The sequence below is a fragment of the Algoriphagus hitonicola genome (assembly GCF_900113375.1).
GTDB lineage: Bacteria > Bacteroidota > Bacteroidia > Cytophagales > Cyclobacteriaceae > Algoriphagus > Algoriphagus hitonicola.
The window spans coordinates 1-24,508 of record NZ_FOPC01000008.1; the positions used below are offsets into that span (position 1 = coordinate 1).

The following is a 24,508-nucleotide window of genomic DNA, read 5'->3' on the forward strand; positions in this document are numbered from 1 at the left end:
CTTTCCAACTTTGCAGGGATTCTACCCCCTGCCGAAAAGCCAAGTCTGGATAAAATAAGCTCCTTATCAACTCCCCAAAATCCGATACAATTCCAGATTCAAGTAATAATCTCCTCCGCTGATTTTTCGCTTTTCACACACGCCCAACTCGACCAACTGATTCAAGTATTGCCGGGCAGTATTTTCGGCATAGAGCTTTTTGTCCACCAAGTGCCTGACTTTGGTGAAGGGTTGGGTAAAAATAGCTTCTAAAAGTGACTCCGGTCGGGCGATGCTAGTTTGCTTTTCCAAGACCTGAAGAATGGCATCTTTGGCATTGAGGATATCAGTGATCTTTTGAAAGGTGTCCTGAGACGTCTCTTCTATCCCTCGGAATATAAACAGAAACCACTCTTTCCAAGCCGCACGCTGAGTGACAGCCGAGAGATTGGCGTAGTACTGCTCCTTTTCTCTGAGGATATATTTACTCAGGTACAGAATCGGCAGGTCCAAAAGTCCGCTATGCACCAAGTAATGGATGTTGAAAATCCTGCCTGTTCGCCCATTTCCATCCCGAAAGGGGTGAATCGCCTCAAATTGCAAGTGTGCAATGGCCACTTTGATCAAGGGATCGATCTCGGGTTGCTGGACATCATTGACAAACTGGATCAAATTGGCCATCAAGTCTTCCAAGATCCCCTCTCCTCGAGGTGGTGTGTAGATGGGCTTCCCAGCATTCGGGCCCGAACCGCCCAGCCGGATGTAAGTTTGGGCAAAGGGCTTTCTTAGTCCATCCGTGTACTGCGTCATGGTGCGGTAAACCTGCTCGAAATAGCCCAAGTCGAATTCGCCTTTCTCAGTCAAATATTCATGCCCAGACCAGATGGACTCCCGATAGCGCAAAACCTCCTTTGCCGGTCCATTTACTTGGGAAGCCTCGTCACTATAAGCCTTGTAGAGCTCATCATCCGTGGTGAAAATATGCTCGATCTCACTCGAGGCTTTTGCTTCCTGCAAACTGATCGTGTTCACTAAAATTCCCTGATTTGGAATGGCAATGCTCCGCCCTTGAAGTTTGCCCAAAGCCGCCTTTGCCTTTCCCAAACCTTCAAATACATCCAAATCCCGGTACAACGAGGCGTCGATTGGAAGTTTGGGTAGATTATTCCAAGGGATAGTCCGGTCTGGATTGATTTGATAATGCTGATCTGACATTAAAATAGTCGATTTTTAATGTAATATATGAAAACTAACCTTAAACGCAAGGTCAAAATTACTAATTGACATTAAAAATATGAATTTTTAAGGCGAGTGATACTTTCTGACCTCAATGCTGAAGTCAGAAAACAAGATTAACCTTAAAATTTTGAAATTTTAATGTGAAAATAGAGCTTAAAGCAGGGAGACATCTGACCATTTCCTTCATCTCACCCTGGTCACGGTATTCTGAAATTCAATCTTATTAGACATGGATTAGTTAACCTATTATACTTTTAAAGAATCGAGAGGCCTAAAACTTTTTCTAATAATAATTTAGGCTAGCTATTGTATTTGGTATTTGTTTTAAATAAACTCACCTACAAACTCTTTAAATGAAAAACCTTTTCCTTCTGGTTTTATTCTTTGGCTTTACAGTTCATTCTTCCTATTCCCAAGTAAATCCACCTCAAAAAATTCTCATTATCTGTAAGTGCAGGCCCTGCCATTCCAGTGGGTGTATTCGGAGGAAAAAATATGGAAAATGCTGCGGTTTATTTTCCAGATTCGAGTGTACCCAATCTTGCGAGTATTTCAAAGGCTAGCAATGGATTTGCAAAAGTTGGCTATTCTATTCACGGAACTCTTAATTATCATTTCGCCAGTCACTTTTATGTATTTCTTAGATCAGGTGTTACAAACAATCCGATCTCTGTTACCGAAATGGAAGATTTCGTCAATGATATTTACGGATTGGATTTTCGCTTCTCTCATGAAAATAACAACATGCTATCAATCACTCCTGGGCTAGGATATTTCTTAAAAAAAGGAAATTGGGAATATCGAGCGGGAATATTTCTTGGCTACGGACAGATCAGCTACCCTTATTTCGAGATGGTTAGGGTTGTTGGTAATGAAACTCTTACATGGGCACATGCCGGTTCTAGACCCAATTTGCATTCACTTACTGCAGGAGGAAATCTGCAAGTATCCAGGGCTATCGGAAAATTTCAAATCGGTTTGGAGATCAATTATCAACGGGCTGATTTTGACTATTCTATATTTCCCCGTACAAGTCCAGGAGGTAGTCAATCTGTAACCTACGAGGATACAATTAAGGTACGAACCTTGACGCTGGGACTTGTATTGAACTATCAACTATCGTCTACTAAAAAGTAATCGATTTCTTATCCACTTAAACCTATCGAAAAATCAAATCACTACGTTATTGTATTTTTTTAAATAGGCGGATCAATCGCGTCCTACTAGTGCTTGAAGCCCTCAGGGGTAGCTTATTTTCCAGATTTGAAGGCAGTTTTATCAAAGGTTTTTTTTCTTCTAGTAATCCTGCTTTTCCGAAAGCAGGATTTCATATTCACGGACTTAACTAGTCCAGCTTCTGGAGAAGCAGGAATTTAACAAAGTTGCTTCACGAAAAAGGAGGTATCATTCTGGTTTTAATGGCCAAGGCTTCGTTTTGGGTGATAGTTAATTTATCCAAATAGGGATAAACTTGCTCATCATCCCTTTCTAGGAATCCAGCTGCGGTAATAAAACTTTATTTCAGTTTGAAGACATTAGAACAAGAGATTGGAAGAATACCTTATTCTATTCTGAAGTGAGTTTGATCCTTTCTGTCTTTCTCTTATTTTTCTTTCCGTACTCGACTTCTACAATTACATCTGGGAAGACCCCCTCCTGGATTACCAAAATTTTAGGATTTTCTAATCCCTCCATCTTATACAATTTACTCTCAGTATAGTAGTCTCCATCCGGTCTAATGCTGATCAAGATACTAGACAAAATCTCATCCGTTCCTACGAAATAATCAGTCGGTGTAGCCTCAGAGTCATATATTAAATAGGCATTGATGAAAAGTGCTCTTTCAAATAATGGGTGAGACAGAAATTCGACACTTTGAATATTGGCAAAAAAGTAATTCGCCTTCGAATCCCCAGTAAGATCTTTCAATTTGACTTGTTGAGCAAAGGAAAATAATGGAACATTAATGGCTATGACCAAAGTTATAGCAATGTTTCGGTTCAAGTATTTTTTCATATTCTTAGACTTATCTTACTGAGAAATGAATATGGTCTGAATGTCCCCCAACAGGATGACTGTAATTCCATTTTCCTGTTTCTATTGAGAATTTATGTTTAAAATGGGGTCCAAAATTTTCTCTCACATTCGGAAAATTATCCATAGCAATCTGAAGTTGAATAATTTGGTTGGTTATTCCTGAGACTGACATCTTTACACCATTTATTCTACTTATATCAATTGCCGTTCCATTGTAATGATTACTTCCGGGTCCATGGGTGCCATTTGTGGTAGCTGCAATATATATTGAGGTGATTTTTTCATTTCCACTTAATTTCAAGTTTGCCTTCTCGATTGCATGTTTGATCCCTTCTAATAATAATTTTGCTACTTCTTGATTAGCACTTTTTCTATCAGATTGGGTAATACCAAACTCTATCTTAATTTGATCTCCATTTTGAAGGATTAGAGTGGTTGGTATTTTAACCTTTTCTCCCTGAAAATTAAACCCATCATCTGGTGTATTTGTCGTTTCGAAATAACGATCCTCCTCCGGAAAAGGAATGCAAAACTCCTCTTCACAGATATCTTCTTCTTCCGGAGTAGTTGATGAAGGGGGTGGAGAACTCGTTCCTCCTCCGCCTACTTGGGGGCTGGAAGTTTCTGGCTCTTCAGTTTCATACGTATTCGTATAACACTCCTGAACCCACACCGATTGCTGGGATTCTACACCAATCCCTTCTTCCATGGCATAGTAGGGAAAATCCACCCAATAACCCGGTTGGCAGCTAGTGTATGAAGAATATGCTCTTGATGAAACTCTCGGCTCCTCGGTCTGATAGCGGATATGTGAGATCAACTGTCCGTTTTCCACTTTAATACTTCTCAGATGTCGCTCATCATAGGTTAAGAGATCGATCCTCCCCGTCCATCCTAGCGGTATCTGATGGTAGGTCATCTCCTCGGACTGTTGACCTTCACTGAAATAACGCGCCACTACCGGTACAAATCCATCCGGTATCTGAGGATTTTCGATGAATAAAAGACTCTCCTCCGTCAAATCATCGGCCTGACTGCCATATTTCTCCATAAATGCAGTAGGCATGATTCCGGTCAAATTTTTAAGATGCACCTCAAACACCTGTCTTCCGTCCGGGAATTGATAAGAATAAAAATCTTCCCAATCCGGCTCTTTTTCGAAGAAGGGTAAAATCAAATCATGGCCGAATTCCCGGGCATGGGCTGAACCCGGCTTGGGATGCAAGAGCACCTTATTCTTTTCATACCAAGACTTTACTTTTTGGATCTCCGGGCTGAATCCCTGATCCATGGAAGTCTCAATATCCTCCTCCTGAATACAGGAGAACCCTATCAATAGGAGGACTGACAAACAGGCAATAGCGCAAAGGCGCAAAAGACTTCTCTTATCCTTCAAGAAAGAAATAAAATGGAAGGAGTGGGGGGGGGGTGTTAAATTAGTTTTCATTTTACGCTGAAAAAGATTGACGAATTATTAAGAATCAATTATAAGACTAGTCCACAATAAATCCTATAAAAATTTGGGAATTTTTTACTATTGCTGCTTTTCCGAAAGCAAGAAATGCCAGTATTATCAAATCGTCCAATTTCTGGAGAAACAGCACAGCATCAATCACATAATTTCGTTAACGCTGACCGTTATACCAATTCCCTTTACCCAGTCATTTCCATCTTCCCAATCCTTAAGATCGATAAGGGTGACTATACTGCCAAACATTTCTGCCGAATTTTGATACCAAAAGCTGGCACTTTTATCGGACTCCATCAAAAGCTTATCCTTCGATATAGAATTTTTATTTACAGAATACTCCTCATGCCCATAAGGCGGGCTTGCCATATGAAAGAAAGAAACTATATTATTTGATGGTGTAGGATCAGGATAGCTCAACGTGAACTCTATATAATCCATTTTATAGTCTCCTATATCTTGGACAACTTTTCGGATATCCAATAGCTCTCGCTCAAAATCAAGAACGATATAGGTGGTATCGTGCAAGTTCTGTATTGGGGGATAATTCTTTTCAAATTCAGGCTTTTTGTTGTCTGAGATCTGTATGGTCTGAGCTAGTCCACTTGATGCCCAGGCAAGAAATAGCATAAATAACAATATTCTTCTTACGGTTAGTTGCATGATTTTCTACCGGTTTCTGCTTTACGAAGATGTTCAGTTATTTCTGCTTTTTTTATCGGACTTAGTGCTTGATAGGCTAAGGTACTCGCATCTTTGAGCCCAGTCCAGGCCAAAGCCTCATAAAATTCCCTCGGAACCCCATCGGGATATCCTCCTGGGTAGTTCATAAAATCTGCGTAAGCAGATCCCCCTAGCTGGGGATGAATCTGTTGCAATACATCAGCCATATATTTTACAAACTTGTCAGCCATTAGATTGTGATGGATTGCATCATTTCCACTAAATCTTCTGGTATATTCTTCAAATGTATCTCTAAAAGATAAATCTTCGGTAGTTGGACTGTTGGTTTTTATTGCTCCATAAATTTCTGCGTGGATCATTTCATGTAAGATCGTTCTGGCTACCTCTAGTGCGGAGCTACCCAGTCGATTTTGATTTAGCGTTATTTCAATTGGTCTGCTTGTAGATCCCATCCATTGGGTCTGTCCTGTAGCATCAGGATTCTGAGTAGCTCCTATCTTAAAAACAACATCTAACTCGGAGGCTACTCCGTCAAATCTTCCAGAAACTTGATTAAATCCGTTAATACTTTTTAATTTCTCAAAAATGCAATCCGCATTAGTGCCTTCAAAAGAAGGATCTTTAATAATCTGATCTCTCTCCTCCGGAAAAGGAATACAATGATTATCCCTGCAGAAATTATTGCTTTCATCATCTTCTCCAGGATTACCTGTAGGTGGAGGAGGATTAATAGGAGTGCCTCCTCCTGTGGGTGGACCCGCGGGGATGCTTGAGGATCCTGGTGTACCCCCTCTATCCACCACATTACATTCAACCATCCAAACAGAGGCCATAGACTAAACACCTCCTGATACACCCCAATAAGGAAAATCTACCCAATAACCTGGCTCACAAGATGTCAAAGCAGAATAATTTCTAGTAGAAACCTTCGGCTCCTCGGCCTGATATCGGATATGGGAGATCAATTGACCGTTTTCTACCATTATACTTCTCAGGTGCCGCTCATCATAAGAAAAAAGATCGATCATCCCGCTCCATCCAAGCGGTATCTGATGGTAGGTCATCCCCTCGGACTTATGACCTTCACTGAAATAACGCACCACCACCGGTACAAATCCATCCGCGGCCTGAGGATTTTCGACAAATAAAAGACTCTCCTCGGTCAAATCATCGGCCTGACTGCCATATTTCTCCATAAATGCAGTAGGCATGATTCCGGTCAGATTTTTAAGATGTACCTCAAACACCTGTCTTCCGTCCGGGAATTGATAGGAATAAAAATCTTCCCAATCCGGCTCTTTTTCGAAGAAGGGTAAAATCAAATCATGGCTAAACTTGCGGGCATGGGCTGAACCCGGCTTGGGATGCAAGAGCACCTTATTCTTTTCAAACCAAGACTTCACTTTTTGGATCTCCGGGCTGAATTCCTGATCCATGGAATTCTGTATATCCTCCTCCTGAATACAGGAGAACCCTATCAATAGGAGGACTGATAAACAGGCAATAGCGCAAAGGCGCAAAAGACTTCTCTTATCCTTCAAGAAAGAAATAAAATGGAGGGAGTGGGGGGTTAAATTAGTTTTCATTTTACGCTGAAAAAGATTGACGAATTATTAAAAATCAATTATAAGACTAGTCCACAATAAATTCTATGAAAATTTGGGAATTTTTTACTATTGCTGCATTTCCTGCTTTTCCGAAAGCAGGATTTCATATTCACGGACTTAACCAGTCCGGCTTCTGGAGAAGCAAGTGGGAAGGGTTATTAATTTCAATCTTTCAACTTCAAACAGTAGATAAAATACGACTCGGCATATTCATCCGACAGCCTGTGCTTAAAGGAGTCAGGTAAGTGATCATAATTTTCCAAGATCCGCTCTCCAGATACACCGAAATACAATATCCCATCTGCTGATAATTGAGGGAAATGAAGCACCATATTAGATATTGAGTTGTCAATTATACCAGGATAAGACATCAATTCCCTTGTATGGAAATCCAATAGTCCAAGTTTACGCCTTCCTTTTTCATTGAACTGAAAAAGAATTCTCTCGGAATTTAACCCATGAACTTCTCCTTGTAAGTACGAGTATTTTTTTCTCATTAAGAAAAGCCAACATTTCCATGGCATGTTGAATTTGAGTAAGGCGATCCAAAACTGCGTCGGAACCAAAATTTACATGGAAAAGAGGACGAAATTCCTCTCGATCCCAAACATAAACCGTATCATTAAAAGCTTGAGAGAAAAGTACATAATTTCCCCAATGCGAGAAGGGAGAATAGGACTTATATACAAAATTATACTCCTCATTTCTAATAGGAAGTGCCTTTTTGATATCCTGATTTTCCTTTATCAGGATATCATAATCCTCTAGCTCATCAATCCGATTGTTGAACGATATAATTTTATCCTTATCAAGAGGATAATGGAAATTTGCTTTAAAAGGAAGTTCCTCCGTTTCAAGTTCCTCCAGATTTTCATCAAACCAAATAACGGTTTTACCCATTGAAACAACTCCTACCTCATTTTCTCTTAAAATTACCTGAGTGATTCCGTCTGCATTGATTTTATCATCGTATCCAAAATCGATACTATTTTTGAGGTTTCCCTTTAAATCTATTTGGTGAAGCGAAGTAACGAACCCCTCTTCAAATAAATAAAAGTACCGATCCGACTTTAAAATTGTGGGTACTCCTGAGATTGGGTATTGGGTTTTGATCTCGATAATATCCAGACTTTCTCCGATCTCGGATACGAAAATTGGCTTTTCGGAATTTATCGGAACAAAAGAAAAATCTGATTTTTTTTCTTCGCAGGAAAAAGTCAGAAGCAGCATAAAAAGGAAAAAGATGCATCTCGAAGTCATTTTCGATTCTTATTTAATAACTAAAACTAAGTGTTTTCAGAATAAACACAAATAAACCGGATCTACCTAAGAAGCGATTTTATCAAATGCCCTTCCTTTTTTCCCTGAATTCCTTAAATTCCCATTCAAACCCAAAAAACCTCAATAATGTCCAAACCAGACCACCTCAACCGCCGGGATTTTCTGGCTTCAGCAGCCACTTTTGCGGCTTCTTTTACCATCGTTCCGTCAACCGTCATCGCCGGACTGGGGAAAATTCCTCCCTCTGATCAACTGACCGTAGCCAATATCGGTTGCGGAACGCAGGGATTGCGGGAAATGGGGGGACTCCTCACTAATCCGAAGGTACGGGTCGTCGCCGTCTGCGATGTGAATAAATTCTCTAGCGACTACTTCGATTGGTCTCCTTACGGCATTCGGGATGGAATCCGTGAAACCTTAGGCGATGAATCATGGGGGGAAGGAAAGCCCGGAATCCCGGGTGGCCGGGACATCGGGCAGGAGTATGTGGAAAAATTCTACGCCAATAACAAACCCTCCGGTAAATACAAGGGTTGCGCCAGCTACGAGGACTATCGGGAGCTATTTGCCAAGGAAAAGGGCATCGACGCCGTTAAAATCATGACCCCCGATCATACCCATGCGCCAATCGCTTTGGCGGCCATGGATCAGAAAATGCACGTAGTCACCCACAAACCGATCGCCAACCGGCTTATCGAAGGGCGAAAAGTCATCCAAAAAGCAAAAGACACCGGCTTGGTCACGCATTTGTTGGCTTGGTCCGACCGACCGGAGTACCGGCAGATCAAGGCATGGATGGATGCCGGACTAATTGGGGAATTGAAAGAAATCCATAATTGGTCTTATCGACCTGTTTGGCAGCAATGGACCAAGCGGCCTGCTGAAAGTCAAGCTGTCCCCGAAGGATTGAACTGGGAACTTTGGCTGGGGCCGGTGCCGGATATGCCTTATCACAAAAACTACACGCACAATGTCTTTCGCGGCTGGTATGAATTCGGCGGTGGATCGGTGGCGGATATGGGACATTACAGCTTGTTTCCACTTTTTGAGACTTTAGGCATCGACCGAAGTCCTGTTTCCGCCAGGGCTTTTGGCACCACGACTCGAGAAGAAGTCAATCAGGTTTATCAGTGGGTCAAAAATGATGTAGCTTTCCCAGCCAGCTGTACCATCAAGTGGAACTTTCCAGCCCAAGAGACATTGCCCGCTTTTGACCTTTTCTGGTATGATGGGGGAATGAAGCCTTTTGCCTGTGAAGAATTGGAAGTTGATGGCAAAGACACGCCGGAAGAAGGTTTGCTGATCGTGGGTTCCAAAGGGAAAATCCTGGGTGGATTCCGTGGTGAAAATCCGGTGCTTTTACCAGAATCTCAAATGATGCCAGGCCGGGATTCCGAGCGGATCAATTCCCGGGAAGTGGACCGAAAAACTGATCAATGGGTGGTTGCCATGCTGGAAAAGCAACAGACCCCGGGCAGCTTTACCCGCGCTCAGTGCATTACTGATACCATCAATCTGGGGGCGATCGCCTTGCGTGCAGGGAAAAAAGTGGATTTTGATGCCAATCTGGTCAAAATCACCAATGATGAAGCAGCAAATCAATTGCTGACAAGGGAGTATCGTGCGGGGTGGGAAGTTTAGGAAAGCGTACGCAGAAGGCAGTCACAGTTTTTAGTTATCTTGCTTTTCCGAAAGCAGGATCCAAGAATAAGTCCAGCTTCTGAAGAACCAGGAAAACACCAAACTAATAATTCAAATTCTATTAACCCATAAACCTAATCTTCAATGACCAATCGAAGAAATTTTCTCAAAAATTCCACCTTAGCCACAGCAGCCTTAGGCCTGGGCTTACCCCAATTTTCCTTCGCTATGAAAGCAGCAGATCCTCCCTTCAAAATCTCCCTAGCCGAGTGGTCAGTCAACCGGCTGATTTTTGGTAAAAAGCTGGACCATTTGGATTTCCCCCTGGAAACCAAAAAGCATGGCATCCACGCGGTGGAGTATGTCAACCAGTTTTTTATGGATAAAGCCCAAGACAAAGCCTATCTCAAAGAGATGAACACCCGCTGCCAAAACGAAGACATCACCCAAGTGCTCATCATGGTGGATCGGGAAGGAATGCTCGGAGCAAAATCAGAAAGTGACCGAATACAGGCGGTAGAAAACCATAAAAAGTGGATCGAAGCGGCCAAATTTCTAGGTTGCCATACCGTCCGGGTCAATGGCTACTCCGATATCGCCTGGTCGGATAATCCTGCTGATGCTGCGGAAGCTTCCAAACTCGTCAGCGATGGCATCCGAAAGGTATGTGAGTTTGCCGAACCGCATGGGATCCATATCGTGATCGAAAACCACGGGGGCTTTTCCTCCAATGCGAAATGGCTGGCCGAAACCATCCGAAACGCCGACCATCCACTTGCCGGAACCCTCCCTGATTTTGGGAATTTCCGTATCGCTACGGTGGATGACAAAGCGGTATCCTACGACTCCTACCGTGGGGTGGACGAATTGATGCCCTTGGCCACCGGAGTCAGCCTGAAGCCCCGGGTATGGGACGATGCCGGCAATGAATCCGAGCTCGATTATGAGCGTATGATGAAGCTGGTTCTTTCCCACGATTACCATGGGTATGTCGGTATCGAGCACGGCACCCAGGACCGGGAATGGGAAAGTATTGTGGAGATTCGGGAGATCTTGGAGAGTTTGCAAAAGTCCCTTTAATAGGAGGATCCTGTTTTTGAGGAACCCTTCGAGGTTTTAGAAACTTTCAACGATACCCCCAACCTTTGAGGTCTTTTTTTGACCTCGAAGGTTTTAATTCCTAACTCCAATCCTTCGAGGTTTTAGAAACCTCAACCGATAATCGCCACCTTTGAGATCTTTTCCGACCTCGAAGGTTTCTTGCTTAGAGCCTATTCAAGCAAAAGGGTATCAGGAAAATATTCTGATTTGATGCTTTCATGTTCTTTTCTGAAAAATTCCAGCCCTCCAAACCATTCCAAGACAAATGACCTTTCTATTTTGGTAGACTTTTGTGATAAAAATGTATCGTATGAGGAGTATTTCCAAGACCTGAAATTATCTGTAAAGCCATGTTTGGCTGGATTATGATGAATATACAGGATCAATCTAGTCAGATAGCTTTCTTCATCAACTACTTTCCTTTTGAATTTTCGCTGAAATAAGGCTCCATTCCTTGAGTAGGTTTTATTAAATGCCTTTGTATAAGAATTTAAAAAATCAGAAAATGCCTTTACTACCTTCTGATTTTCGATAGGATTTTTGACCCTAACTAAAAAGTGAAAGTGATTTGGAATTAAACAATAGGCAAAAGTTGCAAATACTCCGGAACAAAAATGATTATATTTTTCAAGGAAAAACTGATAGTTCCTTTCTTCAATAAATAATAGTTCGTTTCCCACAGATCTGGAATAAATATGAAAAATTCTGCCTTCTTCGAAGATATCTGAACTTTCACTCATAGTTGTTTTTTAAGACTGTTCGAATTTAATAAAAATCCTTCGAGGTGTTAGAAGCCTCAACCAATACCCCCAACCTTTGAGGTCTTTTTTTGACCTCGAAGGTTTTAATTCCTAACTCCAATCCTTCGAGGTTTTAGAAACCTCAAAGGATCTACCCAACCTTGAGGTCTTTTTTGCAGACCTCGAAGGTTTTATATTTTAAAACATTTATACGATCAATCATCGTATATTAGAGCAAAATCTTATTACTATGAAAGTAACTGCCTTGATATCAGACGAATTGATTGCCGAAGCCATGGAGCTGGCTCAAGCCAAAAACATTACCGAAACGCTCAAAATAGCCTTGCAAGAATATGTGGCTACCCAAAAATTGAAAGCCGCCTCCCAAATGATTGCTGCCGAACCTTTGGAGTTTTACTGGACGGCAGAAGAACTCCGCGAAAAGAATAATTCATGAGAGGAGTACTTTTCGACACCTCCATTTGGATAGAATATTTCAAAGCCAATCCAGACTACTTCCCCGCTTGCCAAAGATTTTTGGAAGAGCGATCTGTTTGGACCTTGGATATCATTTTTGGGGAATTGGTCCAGGGAGCAAAAGGGAAAAGAGAATTGGAAATACTGGACATAGTTTATCAAAACACACCAAAAATCAAGGATTCAAATCTTGGATACCATGCAGGGCTTTTTTCTCAAAAATACCAGCTTATCAATCATGGAATAGGCCTCATTGACTCTGTCATTATTTTAGCTTGTCTGGAGAATAGACTCCAACTTTGGTCTTTAGATAAAAAGATCAATCGTTTTTTAGAGGAATCCTTTTCCATTTATGTCTTTGATCCTAAAGGAAGCCAACCTTTGAGGTCTTTTTGACCTCGAAGGTTTCATACATTGACTTTAATTTTTGCAATTTAAAACTTCGGTATTCCCACAAAATACAAATCAAACCCGCCCAATCCACCGGGTCGGTTGGAGGAGAAGATCATCACCTGGTTTTCAAATTCCCAAGAATCCGAGACCACGGGTCTGTATTCATCGAATTCGGAATTGATCTTGGGGCCGAAGTTTTCCGGCTCGGTCCAGCCATTTCCACTGCGAAACGAGTAATACAAATCGTAGCCCCCATATCCTCCCGGTCGGTCCGAGGAAAAGACCAGTAAATCTCCATAGACAAAAGGCATATGGTCATTGGCCGTGGTATTAATCCCGATTTTTTGGATCTCCTTTTCTTCAGCGCTTTCGAGGTATTCCAGCACGGACCCGCTTGCCGGCAGGTCCACCTCGTAGATATCAAATGCCCCATCCCGATCCGAGCTAAAGAGCATTTTTTCGGGTCGGCCTTGGCTTACAATACCTTCATTGTCTTTCAAAAAATTTTGCCCATAGAAACAAGGATACATTTCACTTGACCCAACGTCCAAAAGCCTAAATGAAGATTTACTCCTATCAACCTCTTCTGAGGAGCTTATTTTAGGTTCCGTTAAGATGGAAAAAGAACCATCCGAATTGGCTCTAGAAAACAAAACATAGTTACTATTTTCTTCCACGAAGGTGTATGGTCCTTTTTCATGTAATGGGGAATTAATTGCAAATAAACTATTCCTAATGCTTTGGCTTCCATCAAATATTTTATTGGTACTAAAGGAAAAATTTCCACTTTCTTTATCCCACAAAAATCCAATTAAGGAATAATCCAGATCAAATTGTTGACCCTGAGAGAGTGAATTTGTTGAAAAAACAAAATTAATCGTGATATCAGCCGTTGAAGGCACAAAATTAGAGTTCATTTCGTCATACTCCGTGTTCAAATCAGTTAAATTAACAGGAGCGTCATCTGGAAATCTTCCCGTTTCGTATGGGAAGGTCTCATCACAAGCTGTTAAAGCTATAACCACGCATATTTTAACTATGTTTTTCATCTTAATCCTGTTATCATTTTTAAACTGTTGTAAAATCAGTTCAAATCCCCGCTTCCAAGACCAAAATTTGATTGTTTGTTTTCATAGTTTCTGGAAAAAGTTTGTATTAAGATTGTTAAATATAAAGCTAAATTTTATTCAAAAAAATACCCAGTTCTGGGTATTTTTCAGGGGTTTTCTTAATTTTTTCTTGATATTTCACAATCAGTAACCTTAGTTGGCTTAGTTAACCAACGGTAGCTCTCCAGAAACCGGACTGATTAAAACTTCGGTATTCCCACAAAATACAAATCAAACCCGCCCAATCCACCGGGTCGGTTGGAGGAGAAAATCATCAATTGATTGGCAAATCCCATAGCGTTCGAGACCACGGGCCGGTACTCATCGAATTCGGAATTGATCTTGGGGCCGAAGTTCTCCGGCTCGGTCCAGCCATCTCCGCTGCGAAACGAGTAATACAAATCGTAGCCTCCATATCCTCCCGGACGGTCCGAGGAAAAGACCAGCATATCCCCATAGACAAATGGCATGTGGTCATTGGCCGTGGTATTGATCCCGATTTTTTGGATCTCCTTTTGTTCAAGGCTTTGGAGATATCCCAGTACGGATCCGCTTGCCGGCAGGTCCACCTCATAGATATCAAATGCCCCATCCCGATCCGAGCTAAAAAGCATTTTTTCGGGTCGGCCTTGGCTTTCAACTCCTGCTCCTTTCAAATAATCGGCTCCATAAAAGGAGGGGTACATTTCACTCGATCCATCTTCCATTAGCCTAAATGATGCCGCAGCACCATCAATTTCTTGTGAGATTTCTTCCCGGGGTTCTGATAGGATGGAGTAAATACCTTCGGCATTGTCCCGACTAAAGAGCAGAATCTCTCCAGCTTCCGAATCAACGAAGGTATAGGGCCCTTTTTCATTAATATTAGTCTCCGTTTTTCTAACCCAATCGCTCAACCAGGTATCAAAAAGGGTACTACCTTTTTCAACCGATAGAAATCCATCAGATGGATACCAAATGAAAACAAGCTTTGATTCTACCAAATTAAAGTGATTGGGTTGGGAATTAATTCGATTGGATGAAAAGACTAGATTGGTCTCATGACCAAAAAACCCCATATCTGAGTTCACATCATCAAATGGAGAATTGACTACGGATAAGTTGGTCGCTTCCTCAGGAAAAATACCGACAGGGTAGTTGTTTTGATTACAGGAGAAAAGACCAACAAAGAAAACAGATAGAATTATTGACTTTTTCATCTTAAACCAGTTATCATTTTTAAACTGTTGTAAAATCAGTTCAAATCCCCGCGTCCAAGACCAAAATTTGATTGTTTGATTGTTTGATTGTTTGATTTCATAGTTTCTCTGGAAAAATGTAAAAGTTTATGATTAAAACTAGGGAAAAATTTCTAAAACCAAGCCTGACAGACAGATATTCATCATTTTTTAACACTAATTTTTATTGGATAAAGCATAATCAGAAAAAATAAGGGACTAATCCTTCGAGGTTTCAGAAACCTCAAAGAATATTCCCAACCTTTGAGATACTTTTCTAGGCCTCGAAGATTCTATTGGTTACTGCCATCTTGTCACTTTTTCTCGATTGGAACAGGCATTGATAATTCCCCATTGTCAATCATTGTATTCACTAAAACGATTTATACCATGCAGGAAAAAGGTACCATCTCGATTCATACCGAGAATATTTTCCCCATTATCAAAAAATTCCTCTACTCAGATCATGAGATTTTTCTTCGCGAATTGGTTTCCAATGCCGTCGATGCTACGCAAAAAATCAAGCGGTTGGCGACTTTGGGTCAGTACAAAGGCGAATTGGGGGACATCACGGTAGAGGTTTCCTTCGACGAGAAAAAGAAAACCATCACGATCTCTGACAAAGGCTTGGGGATGACCGCCGAGGAGATCAAAAAGTACATCAATCAAATCGCGTTCTCCGGGGCTACGGAGTTTGTGGAGAAGTTCAAAGATGCCAAAGATGCCAATGAGATCATCGGTAAGTTTGGTTTGGGATTCTACTCTGCCTTTATGGTGGCCAAAAATGTAGAAATCCATACGCTTTCCTATCAGGATGGGGCCGAACCTGCCATTTGGACCTGTGACGGTTCCACCGAGTTTGAGATCAAAAAAGGCAAGCGAAAAACCCGCGGTACAGACATTATTCTCCACATCAACGAAGACTCCGAGGAGTTTCTCGACAAGTGGAAGCTGCAGGGCATTTTGGACAAATACTGTAAATTCCTTCCCGTTCCGATCAAGTTTGGCACCAAGAGCGAATCGGTAGAAGACGGCGTCGATGACAAAGGTGAGAAGAAGTGGAAATCCGTCGAAGTGGATAACATCATCAATACCACTTCCCCGATTTGGACCAAGTCGCCTAATGATCTGAAAGATGAGGATTATTTGAATTTTTACAAAGAACTCTATCCGATGAGTGAGGACCCGCTATTTTGGATTCACCTCAATGTGGACTATCCATTCAACTTGACCGGAGTATTGTACTTCCCAAAAGTGAAGAATGAATTCGAATTGCAGCGCAATAAAATCAAACTCTTTAGCCGTCAGGTATTCATCACCGACGAGGTGAAGGATATCGTGCCTGAGTTTTTGATGCTGCTTCATGGGGTGATCGATTCTCCGGATATCCCATTAAACGTATCCCGAAGCTTCCTGCAGGCAGACGGAAATGTGAAAAAGATCAATAACTACATCACCAAAAAAGTTGCCGATAAACTTTCCGAACTGTACAAAAAAGACCGAAAAGCTTATGAGGCCAAATGGAATGATATTGGTCTTTTTGTGAAGTACGGCATGATCTCCGAGGATAAGTTCTATGAGAAAGGCAAGGAATTTACCCTGCTGAAAAACACCAAGAACGAGTACTTTACCCTCGATGAATATACCGAGAAAGTAAAAGCCATTCAGACCAATAAGGACGATCAGACGATCTTCTTATACGCCACAGATGTGGATAAGCAGGATAGTTTCATTGCATCGGCCAATAAGAAAGACTATGATGTGTTGATTTTGGATTCGCCAATCGACAGTCACTTTATTCAGCATATAGAAACCAAGCTCGACAAAACCCAACTCAAGCGGGTCGATGCCGATGTGGTGGAAAAACTGATACAGAAAGAAGATTCCTATGCCAACTTGCTTACCGAAGATCAAAGCAAGCAGGTGAAGGAACTCTTCGAAAAAGCGATCGATAACAAGTCCTACTCGGTAGAGATCGAAGGACTCAGCCCGGAGGAGATGCCTGTGACGATCACCATGGAAGAGTGGATGCGCCGCATGAAAGACATGGCCCAAACGGGCGGTGGAGGCCCGATGAGTTTCTATGGACAGATGCCGGACAACTACAAAGTGGCGATCAACGGAAACCATCCCGTAGTGGACAAAATTTTGAAAGCTGAAGGCGAAGAAGCCCAACTGCAGTTGGCCAAGCAAGCCTTTGACTTGGCAAAACTGTCTCAAGGACTTCTAACCGGGAAAGATCTGACTGCCTTTGTGAAGCGCAGTGTAGAGTTGATTTAGACCTTTGGGGTCTAGCAGACCTCGAAGGTTTCTTGAAGTAGAACCAATTTAAGAGAGAAGAAAATTTTTGCTAAATCCCCGTCAAATCGACGGGGATTTTACATTCATACCTGTCAGAACTCCATATATATCTTAAAAATAAAGGTTTATTAACAAATTGTATTTCAAGAAGTTAATAATATGATTATTTTGAGAATTAAAATTTTTTATTACTGATAATCAGTGGGTTAAATAGTACAATTTCAAATTAATTAGTCAATTATTTGACTTTGTGGATAGGGGGGAGTATGTTTAGTTCAAGTTTTCGGCGCTGAGGACTTTTTAATTAAATAATTAACATTAAAAATTTTAAAATTATGAAAAGTAATTTAATTATTCTTTAGTTCGCATTATTACTCGCAGTTGCTTGTGATTTTAATCAATCTCCTGTAGTGGAAAAAGAATCCACATTAACTAAACTTCTTAGTGATCCTCTTTCTAAAGAATTTAGCAAAGCGTTAATTAAAGCAGAAGAATTACATTCCTTATATATTGGAAAAGTTTCTGATCCGGAATTTTTGAGACATAAAGGATTTGATTCTATTGATGAACTGAAAAAATTTATTGGCACATACTACGATAATCCTGAATACGTTTTTAATTCACTATATGAACTGGCAACTCTTGGACAGGAAATAAGAAATAAATATCCAAGTGTTTCGAAGTTTACTTCAAAAGAAATTGAGATTTTGGTTTTGGAAGTTATTGAATCAAGGGAAAAATCAAATTATTACAATTCTTCTGAAAATCTCAGAATTCAAGGTCAGTGTGAAGATGAATTGGATTCTTCTTTACAGACTTGTCAGGATGCTGCACTGGTAGGGGTTGCAGGTTGCGGTCTTTTGACACCCACCCTATTAGGAGCATTAGGATGTGGAGCTGTTGTATATTTGGGAGAATTGGTTTGTATAGATGATGCAAATCGTTCTTATGATATTTGTAAAAATTATGAAAACTAATTTGCTATGGGTAATGTAAAAAAATGGGAACTCTTTTCTGGATTTCTTGCAATTGGAGTTATTTATTCAGGATTTTTCTTCAAATCAATTATGATATCTCTAATAGTTTTATCTTTTGGGGTTTTAATTCAAATTTATATATTCTACCTCTATAAGAGGAATAGTTTGGTAGATGATTATTTTAAGAAGAAATTTGGAGCATTGCTAGCGGGGCTATTATTGGTAGGTCTTTTTCTTTTGAAAAATACAATCACATTCTAATTCTATTATTGTTAAAGTAATAGTGTAATCGGAAAATGAATCCCTGTCAACTCGTCGGGGATTTTTTTATTAAAACCTATTCATACACTATGATTAGTTTTTCATAATCAGAAATCGAAAGTTGGTTAACAAATTGTATTTCAGGGAGGTGTAGATATAACTATTTTAAGAACTAAAAATTTTAATTCTGAAAATCAGTAGCTTAAATAATACAATTGTAAATTAATTAGTCAACTGCTTGACTTTCTGGATGCGGTATGTTTAGTTGAGTACTGAGGGCTTTTTATCGAACTTTCAACCCATAAATTAACCGAAAATGAAAAAATCAATTTTTGTTTTAGGCCTCTTTATCTCAAAACACTACCTCTTATGAGAAGGAACTTTTGGTTTTATATTATTTTGGCCACGATTATCAGCTGTACTAAATCAAGTGAATTTACAACCTCCAATCAAACTATAGAGATTCAAGTCGAAAATGCAAAAGAGGCAAAATTAAGTGAGCTCTATGAAAGTATAGAATATGTTTTGTTGAAAAAATCCGATGAATTTCCGTTGGTCCGGCCTTATAAATTTAAGTTTTCTGGTGATCTCTTGGGGATTGAGGATCCGGGAGCTGAGCAATATGTTTTTTTTGATTTGAAGGGGAGTCCTCGCTTTAAGCTTACCGCCAGTGGTGGGGGACCAGGAGAATTTCAGCGGACTGAGGATTTTCAGTTTTCTAATAATCAGATTATCATCAAAGACCCTATGCTCTCCAAGTTCCTATTCTATGATCGACAAGGGAATTACCTTCGAGAGGAAAAGTCAAGGGTCAGGACCAGCTACTTTTTTAAAAATGATGAAATTGAGCTTCACTACTCAAAGAATATCAAAGAGCATGGGGATTTCGATTTTTATAGAATTGAGAATGATCAAATCATCTCTATGGTTCCATCAAAGACCTTCATTAAAGATGTGGTTTTTGGAGATAATGCAAGTTTTATGACTGATCCGAATAGCGGCAATATTGTATTTAATATTCCTTTTGCTACTCTTATTGCATTCTTTGATGAACAGGGTCAACTTAATAGCTTGCTTGAATTTGACTTTGGCGATAAGTATATTAATCAGGAAGAAGCAGCCAAAATGACTCCGGAAGAAAGGAACGAAAGGGTTATGAGCGAAAATTTGGTATCGATGGGAGTCAGTTCATTTTTCCCAATGAATGGAGGTTATTTAGCTACTTTCGGTACGGGTTATAAGTATAGTCACCAAGTTTTTTTAGATGAAAATCTAAAATTAAAAGGGCATTACTATAATATCTCAAATGACATCGATCAGATGCCTGTAAATACTGTTCCTTGGTTCTTTCAGGAAAATCGTCTTGGATTTTTCATTCCTTCCAGTGAGTTTTTTGCAGATTACTTGGAAAGATTTGAGATAGGTACTGATGCCACTGCAAAGAGTAATCTCCACCAATTCGTAGAAGAGAATCAATACGAATTAGGTGAAGACTCGTATGTGCTCACTTTTCTAAAAGTAAAAAAAGAGGTTTTCAATGATTAGTTTGGATTTTCCAAAAAACGAAAAGATTAATTTAATACTTGTTAAATCGTCGGAGATTTTTATTCCCCACCCCCGTACTAGGCTATTCCGAGAATTGGGTTATTTTTGTCTATGCTTTCCAAAAAGACCAAGTACGCCCTGCATGCCCTCACCTATCTCGGCAAGCATCGGGATGAAAAAACCGTCCTGATCCATGATATTGCCGAGGAGCATGGGATTTCCCAAAAGTTTCTGGAGAATATCCTACTCGAGCTCAAGAAGGCCGGTATTCTTGGCAGTAAAAAAGGAAAAGGCGGGGGCTACTATTTAATCAAGGAACCCAAGGATATCCCGCTTTCCAAAGTGATCCGACTCCTCGATGGACCCATTGCACTTCTCCCCTGTGTCAGCCTCAACTACTACGAACCCTGTGCAGAATGTAAGGATGAAGTCACTTGCGGTATCAATAAAGTCATGATTCAAGTTCGTGATGAGACACTTAAAATACTGGAAAACAAGACCCTAGAAGATATTTTAAAAACTTAACAAAATTTTTTCCCTATAAAGTCTATAAAAATGATAGGCTTTATATACTTTTGCTTTTACAATTCGTGTAAAGCTTATGATTCTAGACCAGCCACTTAAAAAAGCCTTCGAAAGCAAGCCGGGAAAAGACAGCAACCTGAAGAGTCTGCTCAAGTCGATTTCTTGGCGGATTGTGGGCACGATTGATACGATTATTATTTCCTTTCTCGTCACCGGAGAGCTGACGATGGCTTTGTCTATCGGTTCGGTTGAGGTAGTTTCCAAGATTCTACTTTACTATCTCCATGAGCGGGTATGGGAGACGGCCACCAAAACCAAAACAGCTGATGCAGAAAAAGAATATGCACGATCTTGAGCAGCGACTGGAGCAGTTGACTGCTGGAGAAGGCTTGGCACTGATTGCGGATCTTTTCCCTGGGAAGGTGGTTTTTTCTACCTCCCTAGGACAAGAAGATCAGGTGATCACTCAGTTGATCGCTTCACAAAATCTCCCGATCCAGATCTTTTCGCTGGATACCGGAAGATTGTTTCCGGAGACCTTGGAGCTCTTGGCCCGAACCGAAAGCAAATACAAGACTCGAATAAAAGTCTATTATCCGGAGACCACTTCCGTGGAAAAGTTGGTGGCTGATATCGGAATCAATGGATTTTATGAGTCGGTAGAAAATCGAAAATCTTGCTGCTTTGTGCGAAAGGTAGAGCCTTTGAAAAGAGCTCTGGCAAGGAATAAAGTTTGGGTCACCGGTCTTCGTGCCGAGCAAAGTGCCAATAGAAGTGCGATGAAGCGGATCGAATGGGATGAGGCCAATCAGATCTTGAAATACAATCCACTTTTGGATTGGGGTTTTGATGAGATGCTGGCTTACATCCAGGAACATAAGATTCCGTACAATCCCCTTCACGATAAAGGATTTATCAGTATTGGTTGCGCTCCCTGCACCCGTGCGATACTCCCTGGGGAAGATGCCCGCGCCGGCAGATGGTGGTGGGAGGAATCCAAAAAGGAGTGTGGGCTACATGCTAAATGAGACGCTAGAAACTAGATGCAAGACACAAGACTTCGTTTTGACGTCACTACGAGGAGGAACGACGAAGCAGTCCTTAGATTAAAAAGTGAAAATTGAGATAGCTTCGGGCCAGTTAAATAAATTGTAATAAAAGAAATGATCGTTTGGGCCATATCGATGACAATGTCAAGTAAGACCCAAGTTCTGGTCACCCTGAGCGGAGTCGAAGGGTCCTCGACTCCGCTCGGACTGACCCATTTAAAAATACCTAAATAAAATCTGTCATCGGTAGGAGAAACGACGAAGCAGTCTCCAAGACGGGGAATTGTGATATAGATTGCTTCGGGCCAGTTAAATAAATTGTAATAAAAGAAATGATCGTTTGGGCCCTCGCAATGACGCTCGAACACATAAATCGAAAATCATAACTCGTAAATCCTATGTCAAACCTATTCATACCTAATCCCAAAGAAGCAGAATCCATTCACATTATCCGTGAGGTGGCGGCGCAGTTTGAGCGTCCGGTTCTGCTTTTTTCTGGAGGGAAAGATTCGATTACCTTGGTGAGATTGGCCCAAAAGGCCTTTTTTCCGGCAAAAATTCCTTTTCCACTTTTACATGTGGATACCGGGCATAATTTTCCGGAGACCATTGAGTTCCGAGACCAACTGGTGAAGGAATTGGGCTTGGAGTTGATCGTGCGAAATGTTCAGGATTCTATTGATCAGGGGAAAGTACGGGAAGAGAAAGGTCGCTATGCCAGTCGGAATTCGCTTCAAACGACTACGCTTTTGGATGCAATAGAGGAGTTCAAATTTGACGCCTGCATCGGAGGTGCCCGAAGAGATGAAGAAAAAGCCCGAGCCAAAGAGCGGGTGTTTTCTGTGCGGGATGATTTTGGCCAGTGGGACGAAAAAAATCAGCGCCCAGAGCTCTTCGACATGCTCAACGGCAAAATTCACGTGGGCCAAAATGTGCGGGTATTTCCGATCTCCAATTGGACCGAGTTGGATGTTTGGGAGTATATCCGTACGGAGAATATCGCGATCCCGAGCATTTATTTTGCCCATAAGCGGGAGGTGTTTTTCCGTGATGGGTTGATCTGGACGGCCAATGAACATGTGTACCGCGAGGCGCATGAGGAAGTCACTGAAAAGTGGGTTCGATTCAGAACGGTCGGAGACATGACTTGTACCGCTGCGGTGCTATCGGAAGCGGTGAGTTTGGATGATGTGGTCAATGAAATTCGTCAATCTACACTTTCTGAGCGAGGTGCCCGGATCGATGACAAGCGCTCCGAGGCTGCCATGGAGACCAGGAAGAAAGTGGGATACTTTTAGCAGATGCTAGATACTAGACACAAGAAACAAGATAAGAATCTAAACAGAAATACAGTTGAAATTAAAAACGAATAAGTCACTCGGTTATGCTGCTTCTCCAGAAGCAGCATTTTCAGAATCAATAAAGGTCCTTCTTTCCGAAAAGCAAGACAGCGGCGAAGTATTTCACCGAACGCAATGAGGCTTATTTCAACCTATTTCTACAGTATTTCAAAAAGATAAGATAATGAATATACAAAACCGAAAACTCATCAAAATCGCCACTGCAGGCTCAGTGGATGATGGTAAAAGTACCCTGATCGGAAGATTGTTGTACGATACTCATTCCTTGACTACCGATAAGATTGAGGCGATAGAAAGAAGCTCTCGGCAGCGAGGCTATGATTACCTGGATTTTTCCTTGGCTACTGATGGTTTGGTGGCAGAGCGGGAGCAGGGAATCACCATCGATGTGGCCCATATTTACTTCAATACTGACAAGACCAACTTTATCGTAGCCGATACTCCGGGACACGTGGAGTATACCCGAAATATGGTAACTGGCGCATCTACCTCCCAGGTGGCCATTATATTGATCGATGCCCGGAAAGGGGTGATCGAGCAAACGTATCGTCACTTTTTTATCGCCAATCTCCTTCGGATGAGTCATGTGGTCGTGGCGATTAACAAGATGGATTTGGTCAATTATAGTGAGGATGTGTTTCTGAAAATAAAGGCAGATTTTGATGCCTTGGTATCCAAAAGCAATTTCTCGGAAGAGCAGATTACGTTTATCCCGGTTTCGGCTTTGAAGGGTGAAAATGTCACGCGTAAATCCGAACACATGCCGTGGTATGTCGGTAACACTCTCCTCGATCATTTGGAAGTGTTGGAGCCAGAGGATTTGCAGGAAAGCACTGCGGCGAGATTTCCGGTGCAGTTGGTCATACGGCCAAAAACCGAAGCTTATCATGATTTTAGGGGTTTCTCCGGGAAATTGTATGGAAATTCCCTACAGGTTGGTGACCGAGTGACCGTTCTTCCTTCCGGAAATGAATCTACGATCAAAAGCATTCACTTCTTTGATCAGGAATTGGAAAGCGCCGCTCCGGGATCCTCCATCGTTCTTACTCTAGCCGATGAGGTCAATTGCAGTCGGGGCGACATGATTGTCAAAAGCGGTGAGGTTCCGAAAAGCGAAAAGTTGCTTTCTGCTACGATCTGTCAGGTCAATTCAAAGCCTTTGCAAGTTGGTCAAAAATATACCCTTCAGCACGGGGTGAACCGTGTTTTGGCCAAAGTAGACCGAATCGAAGCGAAAGTCCATACAGATTTCTCAGGAACTGAGGAAACCGATCAACTCAAACTCAATGATATCGGCAAGGTACATTTCAAACTCAGCAAACCGATTCATTTTGACTCCTATCATCAATCCAAGTCGAATGGGGCTTTTATTCTGATTGATGAGGGGAGTTTTGATACCGTGTCCGTGGGATTTATTGAATAGGCTCAGGATACTAAACTAAAATACAAGCCTCGACCAACATCTAGGCTTTTTAAAATATTATAAAACCTACTTCCCCGATAGGGAAACAAAACT

At 41.3% G+C, this 24,508-nt stretch carries 23 protein-coding genes; 13 read left to right on the forward strand and 10 right to left on the reverse strand.

Annotation, left to right across the window (positions count from 1 at the left end; all coding sequences use genetic code 11):
* Positions 1 to 66: 66 nt before the first annotated feature.
* The gene (locus BM043_RS11565; protein WP_092791811.1) at positions 67 to 1,194 is read right to left on the reverse strand and encodes a Fic family protein; all 1,128 of its coding nucleotides are present in this window, start codon (positions 1,192 to 1,194) and stop codon (positions 67 to 69) included.
* 519 nt (positions 1,195 to 1,713) lie between these two features.
* On the opposite strand from BM043_RS11565, the gene BM043_RS11570 reads away from it, so the two are divergent.
* Positions 1,714 to 2,355 (forward strand): hypothetical protein, encoded by a 642-nt coding sequence (locus BM043_RS11570; protein ID WP_143189528.1) that lies wholly within the window; start codon positions 1,714 to 1,716, stop codon positions 2,353 to 2,355.
* A 429-nt stretch (positions 2,356 to 2,784) separates the two neighbouring features.
* Here the strand turns inward: BM043_RS11570 and BM043_RS11575 are convergent, their stop codons facing one another.
* The 6 genes from BM043_RS11575 to BM043_RS11605 all read right to left on the reverse strand — a co-directional run bounded on the left by BM043_RS11575 (position 2,785) and on the right by BM043_RS11605 (position 8,274).
* The gene (locus BM043_RS11575) at positions 2,785 to 3,234 is read right to left on the reverse strand and encodes a hypothetical protein (protein WP_087938368.1); all 450 of its coding nucleotides are present in this window, start codon (positions 3,232 to 3,234) and stop codon (positions 2,785 to 2,787) included.
* A 10-nt stretch (positions 3,235 to 3,244) separates the two neighbouring features.
* Positions 3,245 to 4,651: a hypothetical protein gene (locus tag BM043_RS11580; protein WP_143189529.1), complete on the reverse strand. Its 1,407-nt coding sequence runs from the start codon at positions 4,649 to 4,651 to the stop codon at positions 3,245 to 3,247.
* Between the two features lie 216 nt (positions 4,652 to 4,867).
* Positions 4,868 to 5,386 carry a hypothetical protein gene (locus BM043_RS11585; protein WP_092791817.1) on the reverse strand — a complete coding sequence of 173 codons (519 nt, stop codon included), beginning with the start codon at positions 5,384 to 5,386 and terminating at the stop codon, positions 4,868 to 4,870.
* Positions 5,377 to 6,240, reverse strand: coding sequence for a hypothetical protein (locus tag BM043_RS11590; protein WP_092791819.1), 864 nt, complete (start codon positions 6,238 to 6,240; stop codon positions 5,377 to 5,379). Before BM043_RS11590 ends, BM043_RS11585 begins: the two co-directional genes overlap by 10 nt.
* Before the next feature lie 3 nt (positions 6,241 to 6,243).
* Positions 6,244 to 6,993, reverse strand: a complete 750-nt coding sequence (locus tag BM043_RS11595) for a hypothetical protein (RefSeq protein ID WP_092791820.1) — start codon at positions 6,991 to 6,993, stop codon at positions 6,244 to 6,246.
* Between the two features lie 441 nt (positions 6,994 to 7,434).
* The gene (locus BM043_RS11605; RefSeq protein ID WP_092791823.1) at positions 7,435 to 8,274 is read right to left on the reverse strand and encodes a 6-bladed beta-propeller; all 840 of its coding nucleotides are present in this window, start codon (positions 8,272 to 8,274) and stop codon (positions 7,435 to 7,437) included.
* Positions 8,275 to 8,421: 147 nt separating this feature from the next.
* Here BM043_RS11605 and BM043_RS11610 point away from each other — a divergent pair, with 147 nt between their 5' ends.
* On the forward strand, positions 8,422 to 9,936 hold the full coding sequence (locus BM043_RS11610; protein WP_092791825.1) for a Gfo/Idh/MocA family oxidoreductase: 1,515 nt from the start codon (positions 8,422 to 8,424) through the stop codon (positions 9,934 to 9,936).
* A 144-nt stretch (positions 9,937 to 10,080) separates the two neighbouring features.
* Positions 10,081 to 11,016: a TIM barrel protein gene (locus BM043_RS11615; RefSeq protein ID WP_092791826.1), complete on the forward strand. Its 936-nt coding sequence runs from the start codon at positions 10,081 to 10,083 to the stop codon at positions 11,014 to 11,016.
* A 191-nt stretch (positions 11,017 to 11,207) separates the two neighbouring features.
* On the opposite strand, the gene BM043_RS11620 is transcribed toward BM043_RS11615, so the two are convergent.
* The gene (locus BM043_RS11620; RefSeq protein ID WP_092791828.1) at positions 11,208 to 11,777 is read right to left on the reverse strand and encodes a transposase; all 570 of its coding nucleotides are present in this window, start codon (positions 11,775 to 11,777) and stop codon (positions 11,208 to 11,210) included.
* Between the two features lie 250 nt (positions 11,778 to 12,027).
* Here BM043_RS11620 and BM043_RS11625 point away from each other — a divergent pair, with 250 nt between their 5' ends.
* Together BM043_RS11625 and BM043_RS11630 are read left to right on the forward strand one after the other, a co-directional pair.
* Positions 12,028 to 12,234: a type II toxin-antitoxin system VapB family antitoxin gene (locus BM043_RS11625; RefSeq protein WP_024283646.1), complete on the forward strand. Its 207-nt coding sequence runs from the start codon at positions 12,028 to 12,030 to the stop codon at positions 12,232 to 12,234.
* The gene (locus tag BM043_RS11630) at positions 12,231 to 12,650 is read left to right on the forward strand and encodes a PIN domain-containing protein (protein WP_092791829.1); all 420 of its coding nucleotides are present in this window, start codon (positions 12,231 to 12,233) and stop codon (positions 12,648 to 12,650) included. Before BM043_RS11625 ends, BM043_RS11630 begins: the two co-directional genes overlap by 4 nt.
* A gap of 38 nt (positions 12,651 to 12,688) precedes the next feature.
* Here BM043_RS11630 and BM043_RS11635 read toward each other — a convergent pair whose 3' ends face one another.
* Both BM043_RS11635 and BM043_RS11645 read right to left on the reverse strand, forming a co-directional pair.
* The gene (locus tag BM043_RS11635; RefSeq protein WP_143189530.1) at positions 12,689 to 13,696 is read right to left on the reverse strand and encodes a PD40 domain-containing protein; all 1,008 of its coding nucleotides are present in this window, start codon (positions 13,694 to 13,696) and stop codon (positions 12,689 to 12,691) included.
* Positions 13,697 to 13,956: 260 nt separating this feature from the next.
* A complete protein-coding gene (locus BM043_RS11645; protein ID WP_092791834.1) occupies positions 13,957 to 14,955 on the reverse strand; it encodes a PD40 domain-containing protein in 999 nt (332 codons plus the stop codon).
* Positions 14,956 to 15,363: 408 nt separating this feature from the next.
* Between BM043_RS11645 and htpG the strand changes: the two genes are divergently transcribed.
* The 8 genes from htpG (at position 15,364) to BM043_RS11690 (ending at position 24,415) form a co-directional block, all read left to right on the forward strand.
* Positions 15,364 to 17,253: a molecular chaperone HtpG gene (gene htpG, locus BM043_RS11650; protein WP_092791835.1), complete on the forward strand. Its 1,890-nt coding sequence runs from the start codon at positions 15,364 to 15,366 to the stop codon at positions 17,251 to 17,253.
* 431 nt (positions 17,254 to 17,684) lie between these two features.
* On the forward strand, positions 17,685 to 18,251 hold the full coding sequence (locus tag BM043_RS11655; RefSeq protein WP_092791837.1) for a hypothetical protein: 567 nt from the start codon (positions 17,685 to 17,687) through the stop codon (positions 18,249 to 18,251).
* Between the two features lie 630 nt (positions 18,252 to 18,881).
* On the forward strand, positions 18,882 to 20,057 hold the full coding sequence (locus BM043_RS11665) for a 6-bladed beta-propeller (protein ID WP_092791840.1): 1,176 nt from the start codon (positions 18,882 to 18,884) through the stop codon (positions 20,055 to 20,057).
* Positions 20,058 to 20,168: 111 nt separating this feature from the next.
* Positions 20,169 to 20,582 carry an RrF2 family transcriptional regulator gene (locus BM043_RS11670; RefSeq protein WP_092791841.1) on the forward strand — a complete coding sequence of 138 codons (414 nt, stop codon included), beginning with the start codon at positions 20,169 to 20,171 and terminating at the stop codon, positions 20,580 to 20,582.
* A 76-nt stretch (positions 20,583 to 20,658) separates the two neighbouring features.
* Positions 20,659 to 20,937: a DUF2061 domain-containing protein gene (locus tag BM043_RS11675; protein WP_092791843.1), complete on the forward strand. Its 279-nt coding sequence runs from the start codon at positions 20,659 to 20,661 to the stop codon at positions 20,935 to 20,937.
* Positions 20,909 to 21,610 (forward strand): phosphoadenylyl-sulfate reductase, encoded by a 702-nt coding sequence (locus BM043_RS11680; RefSeq protein ID WP_177188470.1) that lies wholly within the window; start codon positions 20,909 to 20,911, stop codon positions 21,608 to 21,610. The genes BM043_RS11675 and BM043_RS11680 overlap by 29 nt, the downstream gene beginning before the upstream one ends.
* A gap of 419 nt (positions 21,611 to 22,029) precedes the next feature.
* Positions 22,030 to 22,929, forward strand: coding sequence for a sulfate adenylyltransferase subunit CysD (gene cysD / locus BM043_RS11685; RefSeq protein WP_092791844.1), 900 nt, complete (start codon positions 22,030 to 22,032; stop codon positions 22,927 to 22,929).
* Positions 22,930 to 23,155: 226 nt separating this feature from the next.
* Entirely contained in the window at positions 23,156 to 24,415 is a 1,260-nt protein-coding gene (locus BM043_RS11690; protein ID WP_092791846.1) for a sulfate adenylyltransferase subunit 1, read from the forward strand.
* Positions 24,416 to 24,508: the final 93 nt, after the last annotated feature.